Below are 18,392 nucleotides of genomic sequence, written 5' to 3'. Positions count from 1 at the left end.
AATTACCTTATTTATATACGGTAATTATCTTCTTTTTATGTATTTTGATAGATTTCCATGCATTCTATTTCTTATTAACGAGTTTCAATCGTCACATCTCCAGCAGCCGTTTTACCGCTAATCTTTTTACTACCATTTCCAATTGTTACATTTTTATTTTCTTCATTAAAAATTGTTACATCTCCGGCAGCACTTTGCCCAGTAATTACCGCATCTTGTGGTTTTTCCGATAAAGTAATATCTATATCTCCTGCAGTTGAACTTGCTTCTAGATTATACTGAGAATCATGATCTTGAATATTTATTTCCCCACTTGTTGTTTTTGCGGTCACTTTCCCTAATACCTTCTTAAAGTTCACCTCACCAGCTTTTGTCGATCCCTCCACAGTCTTAGCCGTTATTTGTTTCAACTCTACTTCTCCAGCAAGTGTTCTAACACTTACGCTATCACTTTTCACATCACTCATTTCGATTTGTCCAGCAGATGAATTTACTTTTACATCTTGGTAAGAGCGTTCGGGCACAAGGAGAGTCAATTTAGACGTTTGAAACCTAAAATCGTAAAAAGAAAAATCAAATGAAGCACCTTTTTCTCTTTCCCCAATAACTTTTAATGTGTCACCATCTTCTGCGATACGAATCTCTTGTTTACGTACATCTCCTGATTGCTTGATATAAAAAGAAGAGTCAGGAGATTTTTGGACAATAATATCCCCGGCATCTAACTTAACTTCTATATTTTTTAATGTTTCGTTTTTAATTACATTTTCTTTATCGCCTTTTTCAGCAGTTTGTACTGCTTTTTCATATGTTTGGGAAATTCCTATTACTCCAATAATGATACAAGCGATAGCGATTAAAAATAGTTTTTTCATCATTTATTCTCCTTTTATCATTTTGAAGTTCCATATTACATATCGTACACACAATCTCTTAAACCACTTTGTACTATAAAAAGCGATAATACATACCAATAAACCTACTCCAACAAACGTTATACTAACGAAAAGATCCAACCATATAAAAGTACCCATAAATACTTTTCCAATAACGAAAAATGGTGTTACTACACTTGCAATACCACCGATCCAAAAAGAAAATATAAAAGCAATAATTGCGACTAACGGGCCTAACACAATAATAAAATTAAACAAACTAAGTCCAATCGCTGCCATAACAGCTCTTGTCACATTTGAAGTCGATGGATTTTTTTTCATTTCATCGAAGCGATACATCGCAAGTAACTCTTTTGCGATTACTTTCGGAGAACCAAGGCCCTGAATTATTTCTGATTCAGTTTTCCCCTCTTCTAGTCCAAACTGAAAGTGCTCTTCATAATCCAATAAAATATCTTGCCTCTCTTCCTCTGGTAACTTTCTAAGATAACTTGATAATTCTTTAAGAAACCCTTCTTTACTCATCCCATTCCACCCCTTCAATAATTTCTTGTACCCCTTTCGCAAAATCACGCCATTCTGTTACTAACAAATGAAATTGCGTCTCCCCTTGCTCTGTTAATTGATAATATTTACGAGGTGGCCCTTCCGTAGATTCCTTTAAATACGTTTGAAAATACCCTTCTTTCGTCAAACGACGTAACAAAGGATATACTGACCCTTCCGATATTAAAAATTTATTAGAAATTTGCTGAACAAGTTCATAACCGTAACTATCTTTACGTTTTACAAGTGCTAATACACAAAGTTCAAGCACACCTTTTTTAAACTGAACGTTCAAGTGCCATCCTCCTTCCCTATCTTAGTACTGTTCAATACACGGTACCTGTTTTATCCATAATATACCACCTAGTATTATTTATTGCAAGGTACTAAACTATATTTATTCCCTAAATTTAGAAAATGAACTAACGAACCCCTGAATAAGACTGCGCTATAAACTAAGTATCATTCAAGGTTTCATTTCATTTACATTAACATTAGACTTCATTCACTCTTTCCTCTTGAAGAATCCACCACAGCCTTATTCACTATAGCTAATGAGAAAAAGCCCCAATACTTATCGGTATTAGGGCTTTTTCTCATTATTATATATTAATCGAATTCCTATTTGAGAACCTGCATACGTGAAAAATACTTTAATATCATATTTTATTTCTCATCCCCGTTTCCCAATATTTTCCGCTTAACATCTGATAAATCCTTCGACAACGAACTAAATGCTTTTGCTTGTTCTTCAATGACCTGTTGATTTTTTTCAATAACTTTTTGATATTGTTCTTCGCGCTGTTCATTCTTTTTTTGCGTAGTAAACAGCATCCACACAAATAAAGCTGCGAATGCTCCTTGTTGAATCATTGAATTGAAGATTTGTTCTTCCATCGTTCTCATCTCCTTTTCAAAAATCAAAGAGAATCATACGAGTGATCCTACTCTCATATCCTTATCTCACATTAAAATGTTCTTCTTTTACCCATGTGTTTTGCCCAATATCAATGTAACCATCTTTTCTCGCGAAAACGCCATATGGATAAGATCCATCCACATTTCCTTTATAATTTCCATTTGGACCATCATATGTGTTAATGCCATAACCTGCGGGATATTTTGAGTAAGCATGGAACCACTCTACTTCAAAGTGTTCTTCTTTCGCCCACGCTTCCCAACCTAGACACAACATATTTTCATTCCCACCATACCAAGCAGCATCTATAATTAAATATGGCATTTTCGTATTAATGACATGACCTGTGAACCAAGCATCTTTTCCAGGACCACTATATAAATTGATACCCCATCCTTCTGGGTATTTAGATGTTGCAATTCCCAGTCCTTTTGGTTGTAGTGGTTTATTATTACCTTCATTAAATGCTTTGTTTATCTTCTCAATGAATTGATCCACTCTTCCTTCATCGAGCATTCGGTGTGGGCAATGCTTTCCACTCCACGATTTATGTGTACGTACATTACTAATCGGTATATTGAATTGTTTCATTAACTGAGCAATAACAATTGCTGCATTATCTTCCGCCTTGTAATATCTATCCCCACCGCTTAGAGAATAGCAAATTTCCACTCCGATAGATTTACGATTACCATTTCCGTTACCATCACCTGCATGCCAAGCATTACGATCAAACGGAATACCTTGTACTGCTTCTTTGTCATCTACTGCAACATGAAACGACACTGAATTATTATTCCCAATCATATACGATATCTCATTTTCTGCTGATGCATCATTGTACGTATTATGTACTGTGATGAATTCTGGTGTCATTGTATTGGGACACTTTATACCATATTTACTTGGATCCACTAATTTTTTTCTAATTTCCATTACTGATTATCTCCTTTTTTTATTTTTTATCATTTAAAATTCCACTGAATTATTAAGTACATCTAGAAACTAAATACTCAGACAGGCCATATTCTATATAATGGGTTATGGTCCTCACATTCAAAAAAAGAAAAAGAGCAACTTTTTACATCAGTTGCTCTTTCAAAAATCGCACCCTATATTCCACCCAGCATTTTACAGATACTATTCTCATCTCAAGAGGTATGATAACAAGTTTTTTCATCCTACTTAATACATGCTGATTTAAAGATATTATCTTACATTAAAATGCTCTTCTTTTACCCATGTGTTTTGTCCAATATCAATGTAACCATCTTTTCTCGCGAAAACGCCATATGGATAAGATCCATCCACATTTCCTTTATAATTTCCATTTGGACCATCATATGTGTTAATGCCATAACCTGCTGGATATTTTGAGTAAGCATGGAACCACTGTACTTCAAAGTGTTCTTCTTTTGCCCAGGCTTCCCAACCTAAGCAAAGCATATTTTCATTCCCGCCATACCAAGCAGCATCTATAATTAAATATGGCATTTTTGTATTAATGACATGACCTGTAAACCAAGCATCTTTTCCAGGACCACTATATAAATTGATGCCCCATCCTTCTGGGTATTTAGACATTGCAATTCCCAGCCCTTTTGGTTGTAGTGGTTTATCAGAAGGGTCAGTTGTACCACCACCGTCTCCTTTTCCTAAGTAGTCTAATGGATTCACAGCATTACTCTTATTGATGTTCCAAGACCCTTTATGCAATTCAAAATGTAGATGTTGACCAGTAACTTCTCCTGTGCTACCCATAACTCCAATAGTTTGTCCTTGCGTAACATAATCACCTTCTTTCACCGTTCGAGAACCGCTACGCATATGGGCATATACTGTTTCCCATGTAACCCCATCAATAGTGTGCACAATCATAATACATTCACCATAACTGGATGAAATATAAGAACGACTAACTCGTCCGCTAGCTGCTGCATAAATTGGATGATAGCCCGATTCAGCAAGATCTATCCCATGATGATCTGGTCTGCTCCCCCGAAAGCCACTTGTTACTCTCGTTGTATCTGTTGGATAAATAAATTTTGCCATAATAATCTTCCTTTCTATTCATACGTAATATAAAAAGGCACTTAAAAAAGCACCCTTTTATATTTTTTCTATATATTAAAATTTATAATTTAAAATCAAATAATAAAAAACCTTTGTTATTACCTTACATTAAAATGTTCTTCTTTTACCCATGTGTTTTGTCCAATATCAATGTAACCATCTTTTCTCGCAAAAACACCATATGGATAAGATCCATCCACATTTCCTTTATAATTTCCATTTGGACCATCATATGTGTTAATACCATAACCTGCTGGATATTTTGAGTAAGCATGGAACCACTGCACTTCAAAGTGTTCTTCTTTCGCCCAGGCTTCCCAACCTAAGCAAAGCATATTTTCATTCCCGCCATACCAAGCAGCATCTATAATTAAATATGGCATTTTTGTATTAATGACATGACCTGTGAACCAAGCATCTTTTCCAGGGCCACTATATAAATTGATGCCCCATCCTTCTGGGTATTTAGACGTTGCAATTCCCAGTCCTTTTGGTTGTAACGGCTTATTGTCACCACCACCAGTTCCTCCATCAAAATCTACATATTGTTTAACAATTTCAGAGTAGAAGAAATTCCCCCCGTTTTTATATCGATAACCTCCATTGTAGGCAACAGCGATAGGGTGACTATATTTCACCATAGCACCAGTTGTATTTCCGAGTGATGGCGCAACAACTGTTTTAGAATACAAATCTGCTACCGGTAATGAATGCTGTTTATTGTTAGAAGCTAACCAGCGAAGGTAAGCTCGTCCAAAATTATACGATTGAACAATGGCACTTAAATCTGTAATACCATTTTTCTTTGCATCATCAAAAGCTCCCTTTAAATGCTTTACTCCGTAATAAATTGAATCCTTAGGATTTTTAATTGTATTCATTGGCCAACCTTGTGATTCACTGGACTGCATAATATCGGGTGTTGTTTCAGAGTTCCCTCCACTTTCCACCATAATAATTCCAAGTACGTAAGGAACTAACTCAGGTACTCCTTGTGCGGAACATTCACTTTCTACCATTGATTGCCAACGTAACACTTGTTGTGGCAAATTCTTTGTTTTGACTGAAGCAGCTAATAAATTCATCATTAAACATCTCCTTATTTGCTATTATTTTCGCCTGTAAACCTACTACTTTACTAAATATAACCGGAAGCCAAATGCCCATTTATCTATAAAATCACTTCACGTTACTCACCTTCTTTCACAACAAAAAGAGCAACCATAAAAATAGTTGCCCTTTCGTCGAAATCTTATATTACTACTATAAATCACTTTTTCAATACTTTCTGTACACTGCATGTATCCTACAAAAAGGTAACATTAAAACCCATCTAAAAACTTGACAATCTTTCTTATTTCAGCATGTTTTCGGCGAATATAGCCTGTACTATAATGTAATTCAAACGCTATTTGTTCTAAAGTCATTCCATCAACATATTTCATTTTAAGTATTTGATGATCCAGTCCTGTAAATTTATTAATTAAAAGCTTTAAATCATACTCTTCATTCATCTTATAAGCTAATTCATATTCAATTACTTCAATTCGTCCTTCTACCTTAGCCCCTTCCGATTCAGCGGTTAATCGTACATTTTGCAAATCACCACTAATCCAACGCTTCAATTCGGCTTTTGATTTATCTAAGTTGTATTCTAAATAAGTAATTTCTTCTTCTAACTTCTTATAATCTTTGAGCCATTCGAACACTTACCGATTCACCCACTTCCGTTCTTTTTACAAAGTCTCTTAATACTAATTTAATAGAATGAATATGCTTATTAACTTTTTCAATCTTTATTACTTGTAAATTATCTTTCATTTTATAAACACAACCCTTTCCTAACATTTTTTACCCTCTATTGATAAGTTCCTTACATCTTTAGAATTCAGATATTGTAATTAATTCCTGAATCCTTTTGAAAAAACTTCTAACAGTTCCCATAGAACTTTAAGAAATAAACTGAAATTACAAATGGTTCATACTTGATCCAAACATTCACTAATATCTTTATAATACTGTTCACTATGCATCGGGAATCTTTAAAGAATATAAATGTATTATTTTTTATTAAGGTAATATATTTCAAAATAACAAAATCATCTAACGTTTTTTCTTATGACCTATATTTATTTAACACTTCTTGTAATCTCTCACGCTCTTCATCAATAGACTGCACATTTTTTCTTTCCTCTTCTAGATTTGTTGATTCATCATCTTTATATAACCAATCGGGTACAATCTCTTTTCTATTTGAATACTTCCTACCTGTCCCGTTATATTTCTTTTTCTTGCTCATTTCAAAACGTCTATCTAGTATGGCCACATCAACTAATGTTTTAACTTCTTGCTCCTTCCAATTCCTCAATATAGCCTTAATGTAGTTCCATCTTGGCGCATTCTCATCAACGGCTTTATTAATTGCATGCTGAATTAACTCATCACTAAACAAATTACAAAAACTCCCCAACTCTGCAATTGCAATTTCACTTAACGGAATGCCCCTCCCCTTAATAAAGTTACAACTTACTTTAACCCTCTCATTGATGAATACACGAGATTCTAATTTATCCATATCATCATAATCATTAGTATTTCGTTTATTAGTAGTTAGTCTATTAGTATTTAGTAGTTTCTGATTTTCCTCATATGGCTTTACCACATCTTGGTTTTCCACTTGTGGCATGTTCCTTTGTGGCGTTTCGTAAATTTCCGTATCCCACCTTGTAATTTTTTTCGTATTCCCATCACGAACAGGATAACGTTTTACATAACCTAATTCTTTTAATTCCTTAAAACCTGTACGGAGCGAATCTTCTCCATCCTTAGCATGTCGAGCTAATTCGCTAATATGAAAAGTCCAATCGTCTGGTAATGTAAGCGCATAGGCTAAGATTCCTTTCGCTTTCCATGACAACCTTTCATCTTTTAAACCAGTATTATTTATAACGGAATAATTACTATCTTTTTTCACTCGAATAATCCCCATACTAGCCACCTCATAAATTCTCAAAAACGCTATTCAATGTTATACTTATCTAGAGATATTTTTTCTTATAGAATCCGCTGCAACGGATTCTTTTCTTATGCATTCATTCAAAACAATCATGCTATCCATATCTATTTTCTTCTAAACCTCTCTTATTCCTCAAATTCAACATCCACTTGAATTTCGATATTCATTGGAATTTCTTGTGTTATACGAATCACATTTTGACTCATTCCTTTTTGAATAAGCTTTCTAACCTGCTCTTTTGCATCTTCTTTTGTTTTAAATTCACTGACAGTTGGTAACCCTGCTAAACTGCTAGTAATTACTAAAATCTTTCTTTGCATGTTCTTTCCTCCTACTGAATGTCTGCCATATTTATTTGTAAGTTTTTAACTGTAATTTCTTCATTTAAAACAGTTGGAATTGAATATTCTTCATTAATAATTTGTATTGCTCTATCCAAATGATAACGTTTAATAGCTTTATAACTATTCACACCAAATTCCCGATGTAACTGACTATAAATATCTCTATATAACTTCCTTCTAAGGCCGATATCCTGATAAGAATTTGAATTTTTACCTCCCAATAACATAACACCTAACCTTTTTACAGCCCTTGTTATCTCTTCACACTCGATAGCATAAAGCGGCGTATTTTCTCGCAAACCTTTCACCTCAGACTTTATCTCTTGTATCTCCTGAGTATGTCCTTCTAACGCAGCAAATGTTAACTTTAAAACCCCCATTGGATCCTTTGGCACATTTTGCTGATTTTGTATATATTGCTTCATTCGTTTGAACTCTTTCATAAATTTAATTTTCATTCCAACCGCTTCTCTACTGGTATATCCCATAACAAGTAACGTGAATGCTTCTTCTGTTAAATCATATTTAGGGATTCGCCTGTTCTTTGAATTAAAATAAGTGGACTCGTGAAAATTTTCTCCTCCAAACTCTTCACCTACATATACAATTTGTTTTCGAACTTCCTTCAAAACGTCGAAGTGATTTTTTTTGAATATCTTCGCAATTACCAAACTATCCGTTACTACTTTGCCATTAACTTCAAATACTAATGAACTATGTACTGATGAGTCAGTTAATTGCCCCATCCTCATCTCCTCCTCACTACTAATTTTGGACTATCTTTATTGCATTGAGATAATTTCGCACTACGCATAATTCGTTACTTTCTTTTTACAAATTAACTAGTTATCGGAATTTAAATTAAATACTTTGATATGAACCCTCTTATTAAATCATCATTCAATAATTCGATTATAGGGTTACATTTTAAGTAAATCTCCTCCGATTTCAATTCGCTTCATTTTCTTCAAATTCAAAAAGATATTCCAAACTATGTTCTGGAAAAAAAGTTTTCTTAATTTCAAAAGCTTCATCATAATAAAAACGAAATTTACCATTTATTTTGTCGCTCACTGTTGCGTGGCGAAGTTTCAGATACGAAGAAATTTGTGTAATCATAATTCTTTTTCTCGCCATCTCTGCACGCAAATTCGGATACATTGACTCACCACCTGTTTTTTTGTACGATATTGCGTTCATTTCCATTTAAATATAAACTCAATTTCGTATTTAGTCAACAAAAAAACGCATTTTAATACTCATTTTCGTATACTTTTCTATTTACTAACAATTTTAGTTAGGTTATGATATATACAGAAATACGCAATATCGTATACATTTTAATAAGAAAGATGGTGAAAGTAATGAAAAAAGCAGAGGTTGTAACACGCTTAATAAAAGAAGCTGGCTATAGCAAAAGAGCCTTCGCCGAAAAAATAGGTCTCCCCCCCACAACACTGCAATCCATGTTATCAAGAGGGATTGGTAAAGCGTCTGTTGATAATGTCATAAAAGTTTGTAAGGGATTAGGAATCACTACTGATGATTTAGAAAGACTCGCAACTCAAGAGGACAATACTGTTAAAGAAGAAGTTTCTATTTATGAAACCATCCAAAAAGATCAATCAAACATTATTCATATTCCTATCATTGGTTCTGTAGCAGCTGGTACACCAATATTCGCTGAAGAAAATATCGAAGGCTATTTACCCATGCTGAGTACATTTTTAAACAAGCGTAAAAAGTATTTTTATCTTACTGTAAAAGGCACTAGCATGAATCTCGAATTCCCTGATGGTTCTTATGTTTTAGTAGAGGAAACTCCTTATGTTGAAAACGGACAAATTGCTGTTGTAAAAGTCAATGGTTATGATGCTACCGTGAAAAAGATTTCAAAATCCGGAAGCATCATTACTTTAATACCATTGAGTAACGACCCTATCCACGAACCAAAAACTTACGACCTTTCAGCTGAAGATGTAAAAATAATTGGTCGCGTTGTACAGGCAGTAAAGAATTATTAAGTTATAGCACAAGTGATTAAAAAAAAGATAAAATCAATTCTTTTGAAAAGATTTTCTTAGTAACATGATTCAAAATAACCAAAAACAATCCATTATCTAGTAGTTAATATATCCAATAACTTCACTAAAAAAGCCCTGATACCGTAGTATCAAGGCTTTTTTATTTCACAAATTATATAAAACTTACGTTTATCTGATAATGTTTTTCTATGATATCACTACTTGTTATTAATTCGTGGCTTTTATGTGGCTTTTTTCATTTTGCAACCACATAAAAGTGTAAAAATTAGAAATTAAAAAACCCTTGATACGAGTTGTATCAAGGGTTCAACCCTCTTAGTATAGAGACATATATTGATCGCGTTCCCATTGGTGAACTTGTGTTCTAAAGATATCCCACTCAATCTCTTTCGCTTCGATGAAGTGCTCAAGTAAGTGTTCTCCTAGTGCACCGCATACTACTTCATTAGATTGTAATGTAACTAATGCTTGCGCTAATGTTGCTGGTAAATCAACGATACCTGCTTCTTCGCGCTCTTCTTTTGTCATTACATAGATGTTACGATCTACTGCTGCTGGTGGAGTTAATTTGTTTTTAATTCCATCAAGACCTGCAGCTAATAATGTAGCCATTACTAAATATGGGTTTGCAGCTGGGTCAACACTACGTACTTCTACGCGTGTACTAATACCACGAGATGCAGGGATACGTACTAACGGACTACGGTTTTGTGCAGACCATGCTACGTAACAAGGCGCTTCATATCCAGGTACTAGACGTTTGTATGAGTTTACAGTTGGGTTTGCTATCGCTGTAAATGCTGGTGCATGTTTCAAAATACCTGCGATGAAGTGACGAGCATCATCGCTTAATTGTAAGTCACCGTTTGCATCAAAGAATACATTCTCACCATTTTTAAATAATGATAAGTTACAGTGCATACCTGAACCATTCACACCGTATAGTGGTTTTGGCATAAATGTTGCGTGTAAACCATGTTTACGAGCAATTGTTTTTACAACAAGTTTGAATGTTTGAATGTCATCACATGAGCGAATTGCATTTGCATATTTAAAGTCAATTTCGTGCTGCCCTGGAGCAACCTCATGGTGAGATGCTTCAATTTCAAATCCCATTTCTTCAAGTTCAAGAACGATATCACGACGACAGTTTTCCCCTAGATCCATCGGCGCAAGGTCGAAGTATCCACCGTTATCGTTTAGTTCTAATGTTGGATTTCCTTTTTCATCAACCTTAAATAGGAAGAATTCTGGCTCTGGTCCAAGATTGAAGTCTGAAAACCCTAAAGCTTCCATTTCTTTTAACACACGTTTTAAGTTGTTACGTGGGTCTCCATCAAATGGAGTGCCATCTGCATTGTAAATATCACAGATTAGTCGAGCTACTTTACCTTTTTCAGCTGTCCAAGGGAAAATTACCCAAGTGTCTAAATCAGGATATAAATACATATCAGATTCTTCAATACGTACGAAACCTTCAATCGAAGATCCATCAAACATCATTTTGTTATCAAGAGCTTTCGTTAATTGTCTCACTGGAATCTCTACGTTTTTAATTACCCCTAAAAGGTCCGTAAATTGTAAACGGATATACTTTACATTCTCTTCTTTCGCCAAACGGAAAATATCTTCTTTTGTGTATCTAGACATTATAAATTCCTCCTTAGTCCCTCTAATCGCCTTCAGAATCAGTTATCTTTAGTGAAAAAATCTTGAAATGTCACCTTGTCGCAATGAAGTTCGATTGAATCTACCTGTATGCTGTAGTTCATCTCGAAGTATTTTGCGAAGCTCAGTTTTTGAAATTTCTTTCGTTTCTTCTTTTACTTTCACTGCTTCTGTTTGATTTTCTTTCATTAGTAATACTTGCTTAATACCAGCCATATTCAAGCCTTGATCTAACAAATCTTTAATCTCTAACAACTTATCTACATCGTTAAATGAAAATAATCTACGATTCCCCTTTGTACGGGTTGGAGAAACAAGATTATGCTCTTCATAGTAGCGAATTTGACGTGCAGACAATTGTGTTAAATCCATAACAATACCAATAGGAAACAGCGGGGCAGAACGTCTATCTTCTTTCATTTTTCAGTTCCTCCTTCGCCTTAACTGCTTCTCATTTTATACCATGTTATGTTTAGTGTCAATAGATGTTAGCTTTTCTTACATGATTTTTTATAATTTTTTTCATTCTTTTTTTAAATCGTACAAATCATTACTTTCATACGAAAAAAAGCTGCCGAAATCGACAGCTTCCCTTTAAGAAATTGTTAATAAATTCTTTTCAATTAATTCGTCAATCGCAGAACAAATCGCAATTTTAACATGCGAATACGTTAAGCCACCTTGCACATACGCAACATATGGCGGTCTAATTGGACCATCAGCAGACAATTCAATACTTGCACCTTGAATAAACGTTCCCGCCGCCATGATCACATCATCTTCATAACCTGGCATATAGTTTGCATACGGAGTAAAATGCGAATTAATTGGAGATGCATATTGAATCGCTTGGCAGAAGGCGATCATACGGTCTTTATCATCAAATTGAACAGATTGAATTAAGTCTGTTCTCGGTACATTCCACGCTGGTGACGTATTCATTCCTAACTTTTCTAAAAACGCAGCTGTAAAAATCGCACCTTTCAGCGCTTGTCCCGCAACATGTGGCGCTAAAAAGAACCCTTGATACATTTCTTGCAGACTGTATAAAGACGCTCCAGCTTCCGCACCAATTCCCGGAGATGTTAAACGATATGCACACGCTTCAACATATTGTTCTTTACCGACAATATAACCACCAGTTTTAACAATTCCGCCCCCCGGGTTTTTAATAAGCGAACCCGCCATTAAATCTGCACCAACATGACATGGCTCTTGCTCTTCAATAAACTCGCCATAACAGTTATCTACAAACACAACAACATCAGGTTTAATTTCTTTAACAAACGCGATCATCTCTTTAATTTGAGAAATAGTAAACGATGGACGAGTAGCATAACCTTTCGAGCGCTGAATACCGATCATTTTCGTATTATTATGAATCGCTGCTGCAACAGACTCAAAATCAACAAGCCCAGCTTCAGTTAGCGGAACTGCATTGTAACCGATATTGTATTCTTTAAATGAACCTACACCTTTCCCGCGTACACCAACAATTTCCTCTAACGTATCATACGGTTTCCCAGTGATATACAATAACTCATCTCCCGGGCGTAAAATACCAAATAACGCTGTAGAGATAGCGTGAGTACCTGAAATAATTTGCGGACGAACAAGTCCAGCTTCCGCCCCAAATACATCAGCATACACTTTTTCTAACGTATCACGGCCAATATCATCATAACCATAACCTGTTGTCGGGATAAAATGCGAGTCACTAATTTTATGTTTACGAAAACTTTCTAATACACGAAACTGATTGCTTTCAATTACTTCATCCACACGTTTATGTACTTCTGTAATCTGACTCTCTACTTCTTTTACGATTGGAGCAATTTTTTCTCCATTTTTCAAACGATCAAACATTTTTATTTTCTCCTTCTTCCACTAAAAATCTCTTTAATTGCACATTAAGCGATGAATGAGCAAAAATATACCCTGCACAATCATATACAAATTTATCTTCTAGAAACTCCATCTTTGCTAATAGCGTTTCCGTCTTTAAAAGCGTTAACAACTTACCTTCACTCGGAGGGATTTCCACTCGATAACGATCCATTTCTTTCTTCATCTGCGTTTCTATCGCTTCTTTTATACGCAATAAATCACTTTCTTCAAAAGCACTAGTCATTAAGAAATCACTTTTCGGAAACGGAATAAAGTTTTGATATAATTCATCTTTTTTATTATATAACGTAATAATAGGAATATGGTTAATTTCAAGTTCTGATAATAATCGTTTTACTGTTTTTTCATACCCTATGTAGTTAGGATCCGAGGAATCAACTACATGTAAAATGACATCTGCTTCCCCCGCCTCTTCCAGTGTTGAACGAAAAGCAGCGATTAATGAAGTGGGTAAATCTTGTATAAAACCAACAGTATCAGTTAGTAATACTGTATAACCAGAAGGTAACGGCATCTTCCTCGTCGTTGGGTCTAATGTTGCAAACAGAAGGTTTTCTTCAAATGTATCAGCTTCCGTTAATCTATTAAACAGTGTCGATTTCCCTGCATTTGTATACCCTATTAATGAAACTTGAAATACTTTATTATCTTTTCTTCTCTCACGATATCTTTTTCGATGTTCTACAACAACTGCAAGTTGTTTCTTTATTTCATCAATACGCGATCGAATATGACGACGATCCGTCTCTAATTTCGTCTCACCCGGTCCTCTTGTTCCAATACCACCACCAAGACGCGATAAGGACAATCCTTGCCCCATAAGACGCGGCATTGTATATTGCAACTGAGCTAATTCTACCTGAAGCTTACCTTCCCTCGACTTCGCACGTTGCGCAAAAATATCCAGTATTAGTTGCGTTCGATCAATTACTCTCGCATCTAATACTGAGGATAAATTCCGAATTTGACTCGGCGTTAATTCATTATTAAATACAATAACATCCGGCTCTAATTCTTCAGTTAACATTGTAAGCTCTTCTAATTTCCCTTTACCTATGTAAGTTGCCGGATGAAACTTTGGTCGTTTTTGCGTTGTTGACACTAACAATTTTGCTCGTGCAGTCTTCGCTAGTGATGCAAGCTCTTTCATGGAATGCATAAATTTTTCATCATCATCTTGTGGCAATTGACAGCCTACTAATATGACTTTTTCTTTTTCTTCCATCAAATATGTTCACTCATCCTTTTCGAAATTTAAACCTTCTAATATAATAGCAGAGGAAGCACATTTCATCTAGTTAGCGGGGGAGAAAATTCATGGCATGGGAGATTTTTAGCATCATAGGCACAATTGCTTTCGCACTAAGCGGAGCCATTGTTGCAATGGAAGAGGATTATGATATTTTCGGGGTGTATATTTTAGGAATGGCAACCGCATTTGGGGGAGGTGCCCTTCGTAATCTATTAATCGGTTATCCGATTGTCGCGTTTTGGCAACAAGACATGTTATTCCAAATCGCACTTTTATCAATGACTATTATTTTTCTTTTTCCAAATAAGTTAATTAGACATTGGAAAAAGTGGGAAAATATCACTGACGCTATCGGCTTATCAGCATTTGCTGTACAAGGAGCATTATATGCCCAAAAATTAAATTTACCAATTAGCGCCACAATTGTAGCAGCTGTTTTAACTGGTATCGGCGGCGGTATCATTCGCGATCTTTTAGCCCGCAGAAAACCTCTCGTTCTTCGTGCTGAAGTATATGCCTTTTGGACAATTTTAGCAGGTTTCTTAATTGGCGCTCAAATTATTGTTAGCGATTGGGCTCTTTACATTTTATTCATTTTAATTGTTTGCTTCCGCATGGTTTCTATTCATTACAAATGGCATTTACCGCACAGACGTATCGAAACGAAAGAACGTTCAATGCATAAATAGCAATCTAACCTCTTTACTTATCGTAAAGAGGTTTTTCTTTTCTAACGATTTTTTCTTTATATAATGTTTATACTAATTTTTAAAGTGAGGTGAATACAAATGACAAACCACGTTAATAAAGGAGCTCAAAAAAGCTCAGTAAATCAATTTGGACACGATCCTAATTCAGCACACGAAAAGAGCGCTAAAATGGAACGCTTCCATAAAGCACACAAAGAAAAAGCAAAAAAAGAGTAAACGAACTTATACACAAAAATCGACGCACAGTTTATGTACTGTGCGTCTCCTCTTCGAGCATCAAATCCATACTCGATATTCCAATTAAATCATTTTTATCATACGCATCTTCTTGCAACAACCGCATCGCCTGTGTACGAATTGATTTTTCAACAATATTCCGTACATACCGTCCATTACTAAACGATGTAATTTGCGACGAATACTTCACCGCATGTAAATGATCCCTAAATTTCCATTCAGCTTCTTTTGATAACTGATATTCACGATCTTCATACATTCTCTTCCCAATTTCCAATAGCTGATTTACCGAGTAATCCGCAAATTCAATAATAAATGGAAAACGAGATTGCAGCCCTGGATTTAATGAAAGAAAGTGATTCATCTCTCTTGAATATCCAGCTAAAATCAATACAAAACCATGTTGTTTATCTTCCATATGTTTTACAAGCGTATCAATTGCTTCTTTTCCAAAGTCCTTCTCTCCTCCTCGAGCTAAAGAATACGCCTCATCAATAAACAAAATACCTCCCATTGCTTTTTTTATTAAGTCTCTTGTTTTTTGAGCTGTATGACCGATGTACTCTCCTACAAGATCAGCACGTTCAGCTTCAACCAAGTGGCCTTTCGATAGAATATTCATCTCAAACAGCAATTTCCCTATCATTCTAGCAACAGTTGTCTTCCCTGTACCTGGATTCCCTTTAAACAGCATATGAAGTACTTGCTTCTCTGACTTCAATCCCTTCTCTTGTCTTTTTTTATTCACATAAATCCAAGCATATATTTCTTTTATTATCTTTTTTATATCATCCATCCCAACAAGCTTCCCCATCTCTTCTTCAATTCTCTGCAGCATTTCATGTTTAATTGCAGTTTCATTTGAAATTACCGTTTTATTTTCTGTGGCTGGCAAAGAAATTTTCTTTCGATGGTTTAACACAATATTAATTTGATTGTTGTTTTTCTTTCGCATCGATTGTTCCATACAATCACCTCATTTTATCCACTCACCAAATATTATTATTCCTGTCCCCCTTGTAAATGCCTATTTTCAGAAAAGTTTGCTATAATATAAGAAATAATTAAGGTGGTGGGACTATGGAGACAACGGAATTCCATGATACAATACAAGCCTTTTCTATTTTTTTATTGAATAAAGGCCGAAAACCCTCAACTATTAAACGTTATGTTTATGACGTTGAAGACTTCGGACATTGGTTAGAAAAAAACAAAAAGCTTCCTTCCAGTAATATATGGGCTACACTTTGTACAAAAGACTACGAAGATTACTTTTCCGATTTAAAAACGAATCGACATTACTCAGAAAAAACGATGCATCGTGTATTTATTGTACTAAATAGAATGCATCATTTTCTAAACATTCCTAATCCATTGAAGAATATGGAAATATCTATCCAACCAGACCGTACACTTCGTAACGAAGATTTCATTTCACCTGATGAAGAAAAAAGGTTAAAGTATATAGTCACTTCATTAGAAGGACTTTCAGAAAAACAACTTCCCGTGCGCCCCTTATTAATGGATCGCAATATTGCTATTTTAAATCTATTGATTGACTACGGTTTATCCTTACAGGAACTTACAGCATTAACAATGCATCACGTTCACTTTGAAACTAACACATTGTCAATCCCAGCAACCGCAGGTGTAGAAAGAACAATTACATTAGCAAAAGAAGACAAAAAACAACTATATAATTATTACAAAAGCATCCCAGAACCAGTTCGCCCTAAATACCATAGTGATGACCCATTGTTTGTCGCATTCGATTTTAACCGTGGAACATACAGGTGGGTATATGAAAATGATGCACCAAAGGCATTAACGGAAATTGCTATACAAAAAATGATTCGCCTCGAAGTGGCTAGAGCCAATTTACGTAAAGGAATTTCAGGACAACATTTTCGTAACACCTATATTTTAAACTTAATAAAAAAAGAAACTCCTGAATCAGAAATTATAAAACTCGCTGGATTCAAATCAAAAATTTCATTAAAGCGATATTATCAATACGCAGAAAATAGAAAAAACGCCTTATTGTAAGGCGTTTTTTCTATTTTTTCTTTAAACAAACGATTTTATTATGACCATTTAACTAATTTCTGCATCTACTATGATGAGTTTCGTTCACATTTTCATGAGAAAGGAGAGATTTAATGTCTCGTTATAACGACAATCAAAACAAATTCTCCAAACCATGCTTTCCAAGTAGCGCCGGACGAATTCCAAATACTCCATCAATCCCAATTACTAAAGCTCAACTTAGAACATTTCGTGCGATTATTATTGATTTAACAAAAATAATCCCAAAACTTTTCGCAAATCCATCTCCCCAAAATATTGAAGATCTAATCGATACATTGAACCTACTAAGTAAATTCATTTGTTCACTAGACGCTACTTCCTCCCTGAAAGCACAAGGGTTAGCTATTATTAAAAACTTAATAACTATATTAAGAAATCCAACCTTTGTAGCAAGCGCTGTATTTATTGAGCTTCAAAATCTCATTAACTATTTACTATACATTACAAAATTATTCCGAATTGACCCTTGCACACTTCAAGAGCTCCTTAAATTAATAGCAGCATTACAAACTGCTCTAGTTAATTCTGCTTCGTTCATTCAAGGACCTACCGGACCTACTGGACCAGCAGGCGCTACTGGTGCCACTGGGCCTCGAGGTAACACGGGCGCTACTGGCGCTACCGGTGCCACTGGGCCTCGAGGTAATACGGGCGCTACTGGCGCTACCGGGCCTCAAGGTAACACGGGTG

The 18,392-nt window shown here is 35.1% G+C and carries 23 protein-coding genes; 5 read left to right on the top strand and 18 right to left on the bottom strand.

Going from position 1 to position 18,392, the window contains the following annotated elements:
- Nucleotides 1–74: 74 nt before the first annotated feature.
- The 13 genes from C4S65_RS30275 to C4S65_RS30220 form a co-directional block, all read right to left on the bottom strand.
- Nucleotides 75–878, bottom strand: coding sequence for a DUF4097 family beta strand repeat-containing protein (locus C4S65_RS30275; protein WP_003307568.1), 804 nt, complete (start codon nucleotides 876–878; stop codon nucleotides 75–77).
- Nucleotides 879–1,421 (bottom strand): DUF1700 domain-containing protein, encoded by a 543-nt coding sequence (locus C4S65_RS30270; RefSeq protein WP_103945765.1) that lies wholly within the window; start codon nucleotides 1,419–1,421, stop codon nucleotides 879–881.
- On the bottom strand, nucleotides 1,414–1,737 hold the full coding sequence (locus C4S65_RS30265; RefSeq protein ID WP_001102628.1) for a PadR family transcriptional regulator: 324 nt from the start codon (nucleotides 1,735–1,737) through the stop codon (nucleotides 1,414–1,416). Before C4S65_RS30265 ends, C4S65_RS30270 begins: the two co-directional genes overlap by 8 nt.
- Nucleotides 1,738–2,108: 371 nt before the next feature.
- Nucleotides 2,109–2,339 carry a BhlA/UviB family holin-like peptide gene (locus C4S65_RS30260; protein WP_000392445.1) on the bottom strand — a complete coding sequence of 77 codons (231 nt, stop codon included), beginning with the start codon at nucleotides 2,337–2,339 and terminating at the stop codon, nucleotides 2,109–2,111.
- 61 nt (nucleotides 2,340–2,400) lie between these two features.
- The gene (locus C4S65_RS30255; protein ID WP_061667546.1) at nucleotides 2,401–3,297 is read right to left on the bottom strand and encodes an N-acetylmuramoyl-L-alanine amidase; all 897 of its coding nucleotides are present in this window, start codon (nucleotides 3,295–3,297) and stop codon (nucleotides 2,401–2,403) included.
- A gap of 273 nt (nucleotides 3,298–3,570) precedes the next feature.
- Complete coding sequence (locus C4S65_RS30250; RefSeq protein WP_086407567.1) at nucleotides 3,571–4,413, bottom strand: M23 family metallopeptidase; 843 nt, start codon at nucleotides 4,411–4,413, stop codon at nucleotides 3,571–3,573.
- Between the two features lie 119 nt (nucleotides 4,414–4,532).
- On the bottom strand, nucleotides 4,533–5,519 hold the full coding sequence (locus C4S65_RS30245; protein WP_176520058.1) for a lysozyme family protein: 987 nt from the start codon (nucleotides 5,517–5,519) through the stop codon (nucleotides 4,533–4,535).
- A 237-nt stretch (nucleotides 5,520–5,756) separates the two neighbouring features.
- Entirely contained in the window at nucleotides 5,757–6,143 is a 387-nt protein-coding gene (locus C4S65_RS30240) for a hypothetical protein (RefSeq protein ID WP_000464433.1), read from the bottom strand.
- Entirely contained in the window at nucleotides 6,118–6,282 is a 165-nt protein-coding gene (locus C4S65_RS34735) for a hypothetical protein (RefSeq protein ID WP_000900737.1), read from the bottom strand. Before C4S65_RS34735 ends, C4S65_RS30240 begins: the two co-directional genes overlap by 26 nt.
- Before the next feature lie 268 nt (nucleotides 6,283–6,550).
- Nucleotides 6,551–7,423, bottom strand: coding sequence for a DnaD domain protein (locus C4S65_RS30235; protein ID WP_097821046.1), 873 nt, complete (start codon nucleotides 7,421–7,423; stop codon nucleotides 6,551–6,553).
- 152 nt (nucleotides 7,424–7,575) lie between these two features.
- Complete coding sequence (locus tag C4S65_RS30230; RefSeq protein WP_001189064.1) at nucleotides 7,576–7,770, bottom strand: hypothetical protein; 195 nt, start codon at nucleotides 7,768–7,770, stop codon at nucleotides 7,576–7,578.
- Between the two features lie 11 nt (nucleotides 7,771–7,781).
- Nucleotides 7,782–8,540: an ORF6C domain-containing protein gene (locus C4S65_RS30225; RefSeq protein WP_097821047.1), complete on the bottom strand. Its 759-nt coding sequence runs from the start codon at nucleotides 8,538–8,540 to the stop codon at nucleotides 7,782–7,784.
- Between the two features lie 202 nt (nucleotides 8,541–8,742).
- A complete protein-coding gene (locus C4S65_RS30220; protein ID WP_097821048.1) occupies nucleotides 8,743–8,955 on the bottom strand; it encodes a hypothetical protein in 213 nt (70 codons plus the stop codon).
- 203 nt (nucleotides 8,956–9,158) lie between these two features.
- Between C4S65_RS30220 and C4S65_RS30215 the strand changes: the two genes are divergently transcribed.
- Complete coding sequence (locus C4S65_RS30215; protein WP_042972619.1) at nucleotides 9,159–9,818, top strand: XRE family transcriptional regulator; 660 nt, start codon at nucleotides 9,159–9,161, stop codon at nucleotides 9,816–9,818.
- 336 nt (nucleotides 9,819–10,154) lie between these two features.
- Here C4S65_RS30215 and glnA read toward each other — a convergent pair whose 3' ends face one another.
- The 4 genes from glnA to hflX all read right to left on the bottom strand — a co-directional run bounded on the left by glnA (nucleotide 10,155) and on the right by hflX (nucleotide 14,640).
- On the bottom strand, nucleotides 10,155–11,489 hold the full coding sequence (glnA, locus tag C4S65_RS30210) for a type I glutamate--ammonia ligase (protein WP_000092763.1): 1,335 nt from the start codon (nucleotides 11,487–11,489) through the stop codon (nucleotides 10,155–10,157).
- Nucleotides 11,490–11,537: 48 nt separating this feature from the next.
- On the bottom strand, nucleotides 11,538–11,927 hold the full coding sequence (gene glnR, locus C4S65_RS30205; RefSeq protein WP_000656783.1) for a transcriptional repressor GlnR: 390 nt from the start codon (nucleotides 11,925–11,927) through the stop codon (nucleotides 11,538–11,540).
- Between the two features lie 174 nt (nucleotides 11,928–12,101).
- On the bottom strand, nucleotides 12,102–13,373 hold the full coding sequence (locus tag C4S65_RS30200; RefSeq protein ID WP_000460311.1) for a methionine gamma-lyase family protein: 1,272 nt from the start codon (nucleotides 13,371–13,373) through the stop codon (nucleotides 12,102–12,104).
- Complete coding sequence (hflX, locus tag C4S65_RS30195) at nucleotides 13,366–14,640, bottom strand: GTPase HflX (protein ID WP_116366071.1); 1,275 nt, start codon at nucleotides 14,638–14,640, stop codon at nucleotides 13,366–13,368. The genes C4S65_RS30200 and hflX overlap by 8 nt, the downstream gene beginning before the upstream one ends.
- Nucleotides 14,641–14,732: 92 nt before the next feature.
- On the opposite strand from hflX, the gene C4S65_RS30190 reads away from it, so the two are divergent.
- Nucleotides 14,733–15,356, top strand: coding sequence for a trimeric intracellular cation channel family protein (locus C4S65_RS30190; protein WP_000312267.1), 624 nt, complete (start codon nucleotides 14,733–14,735; stop codon nucleotides 15,354–15,356).
- Nucleotides 15,357–15,455: 99 nt separating this feature from the next.
- Nucleotides 15,456–15,593 carry a hypothetical protein gene (locus tag C4S65_RS34730; protein WP_000181504.1) on the top strand — a complete coding sequence of 46 codons (138 nt, stop codon included), beginning with the start codon at nucleotides 15,456–15,458 and terminating at the stop codon, nucleotides 15,591–15,593.
- Between the two features lie 31 nt (nucleotides 15,594–15,624).
- On the opposite strand, the gene spoVK is transcribed toward C4S65_RS34730, so the two are convergent.
- Nucleotides 15,625–16,581 carry a stage V sporulation protein K gene (gene spoVK / locus C4S65_RS30185; RefSeq protein WP_000438195.1) on the bottom strand — a complete coding sequence of 319 codons (957 nt, stop codon included), beginning with the start codon at nucleotides 16,579–16,581 and terminating at the stop codon, nucleotides 15,625–15,627.
- Nucleotides 16,582–16,694: 113 nt separating this feature from the next.
- On the opposite strand from spoVK, the gene C4S65_RS30180 reads away from it, so the two are divergent.
- Together C4S65_RS30180 and C4S65_RS30175 are read left to right on the top strand one after the other, a co-directional pair.
- Nucleotides 16,695–17,660, top strand: coding sequence for a site-specific integrase (locus C4S65_RS30180; protein ID WP_000450326.1), 966 nt, complete (start codon nucleotides 16,695–16,697; stop codon nucleotides 17,658–17,660).
- 113 nt (nucleotides 17,661–17,773) lie between these two features.
- The coding region (locus C4S65_RS30175) for a collagen-like repeat preface domain-containing protein (protein ID WP_142391601.1) at nucleotides 17,774–18,392 on the top strand (619 nt) is incomplete at its 3' end.

It is taken from the genome of Bacillus sp. ok061, assembly GCF_900108285.1.
GTDB lineage: Bacteria > Bacillota > Bacilli > Bacillales > Bacillaceae_G > Bacillus_A > Bacillus_A thuringiensis_S.
Note: the sequence above shows the minus strand (reverse complement) of the source record. Positions and strands in the feature narration are given on the sequence as shown.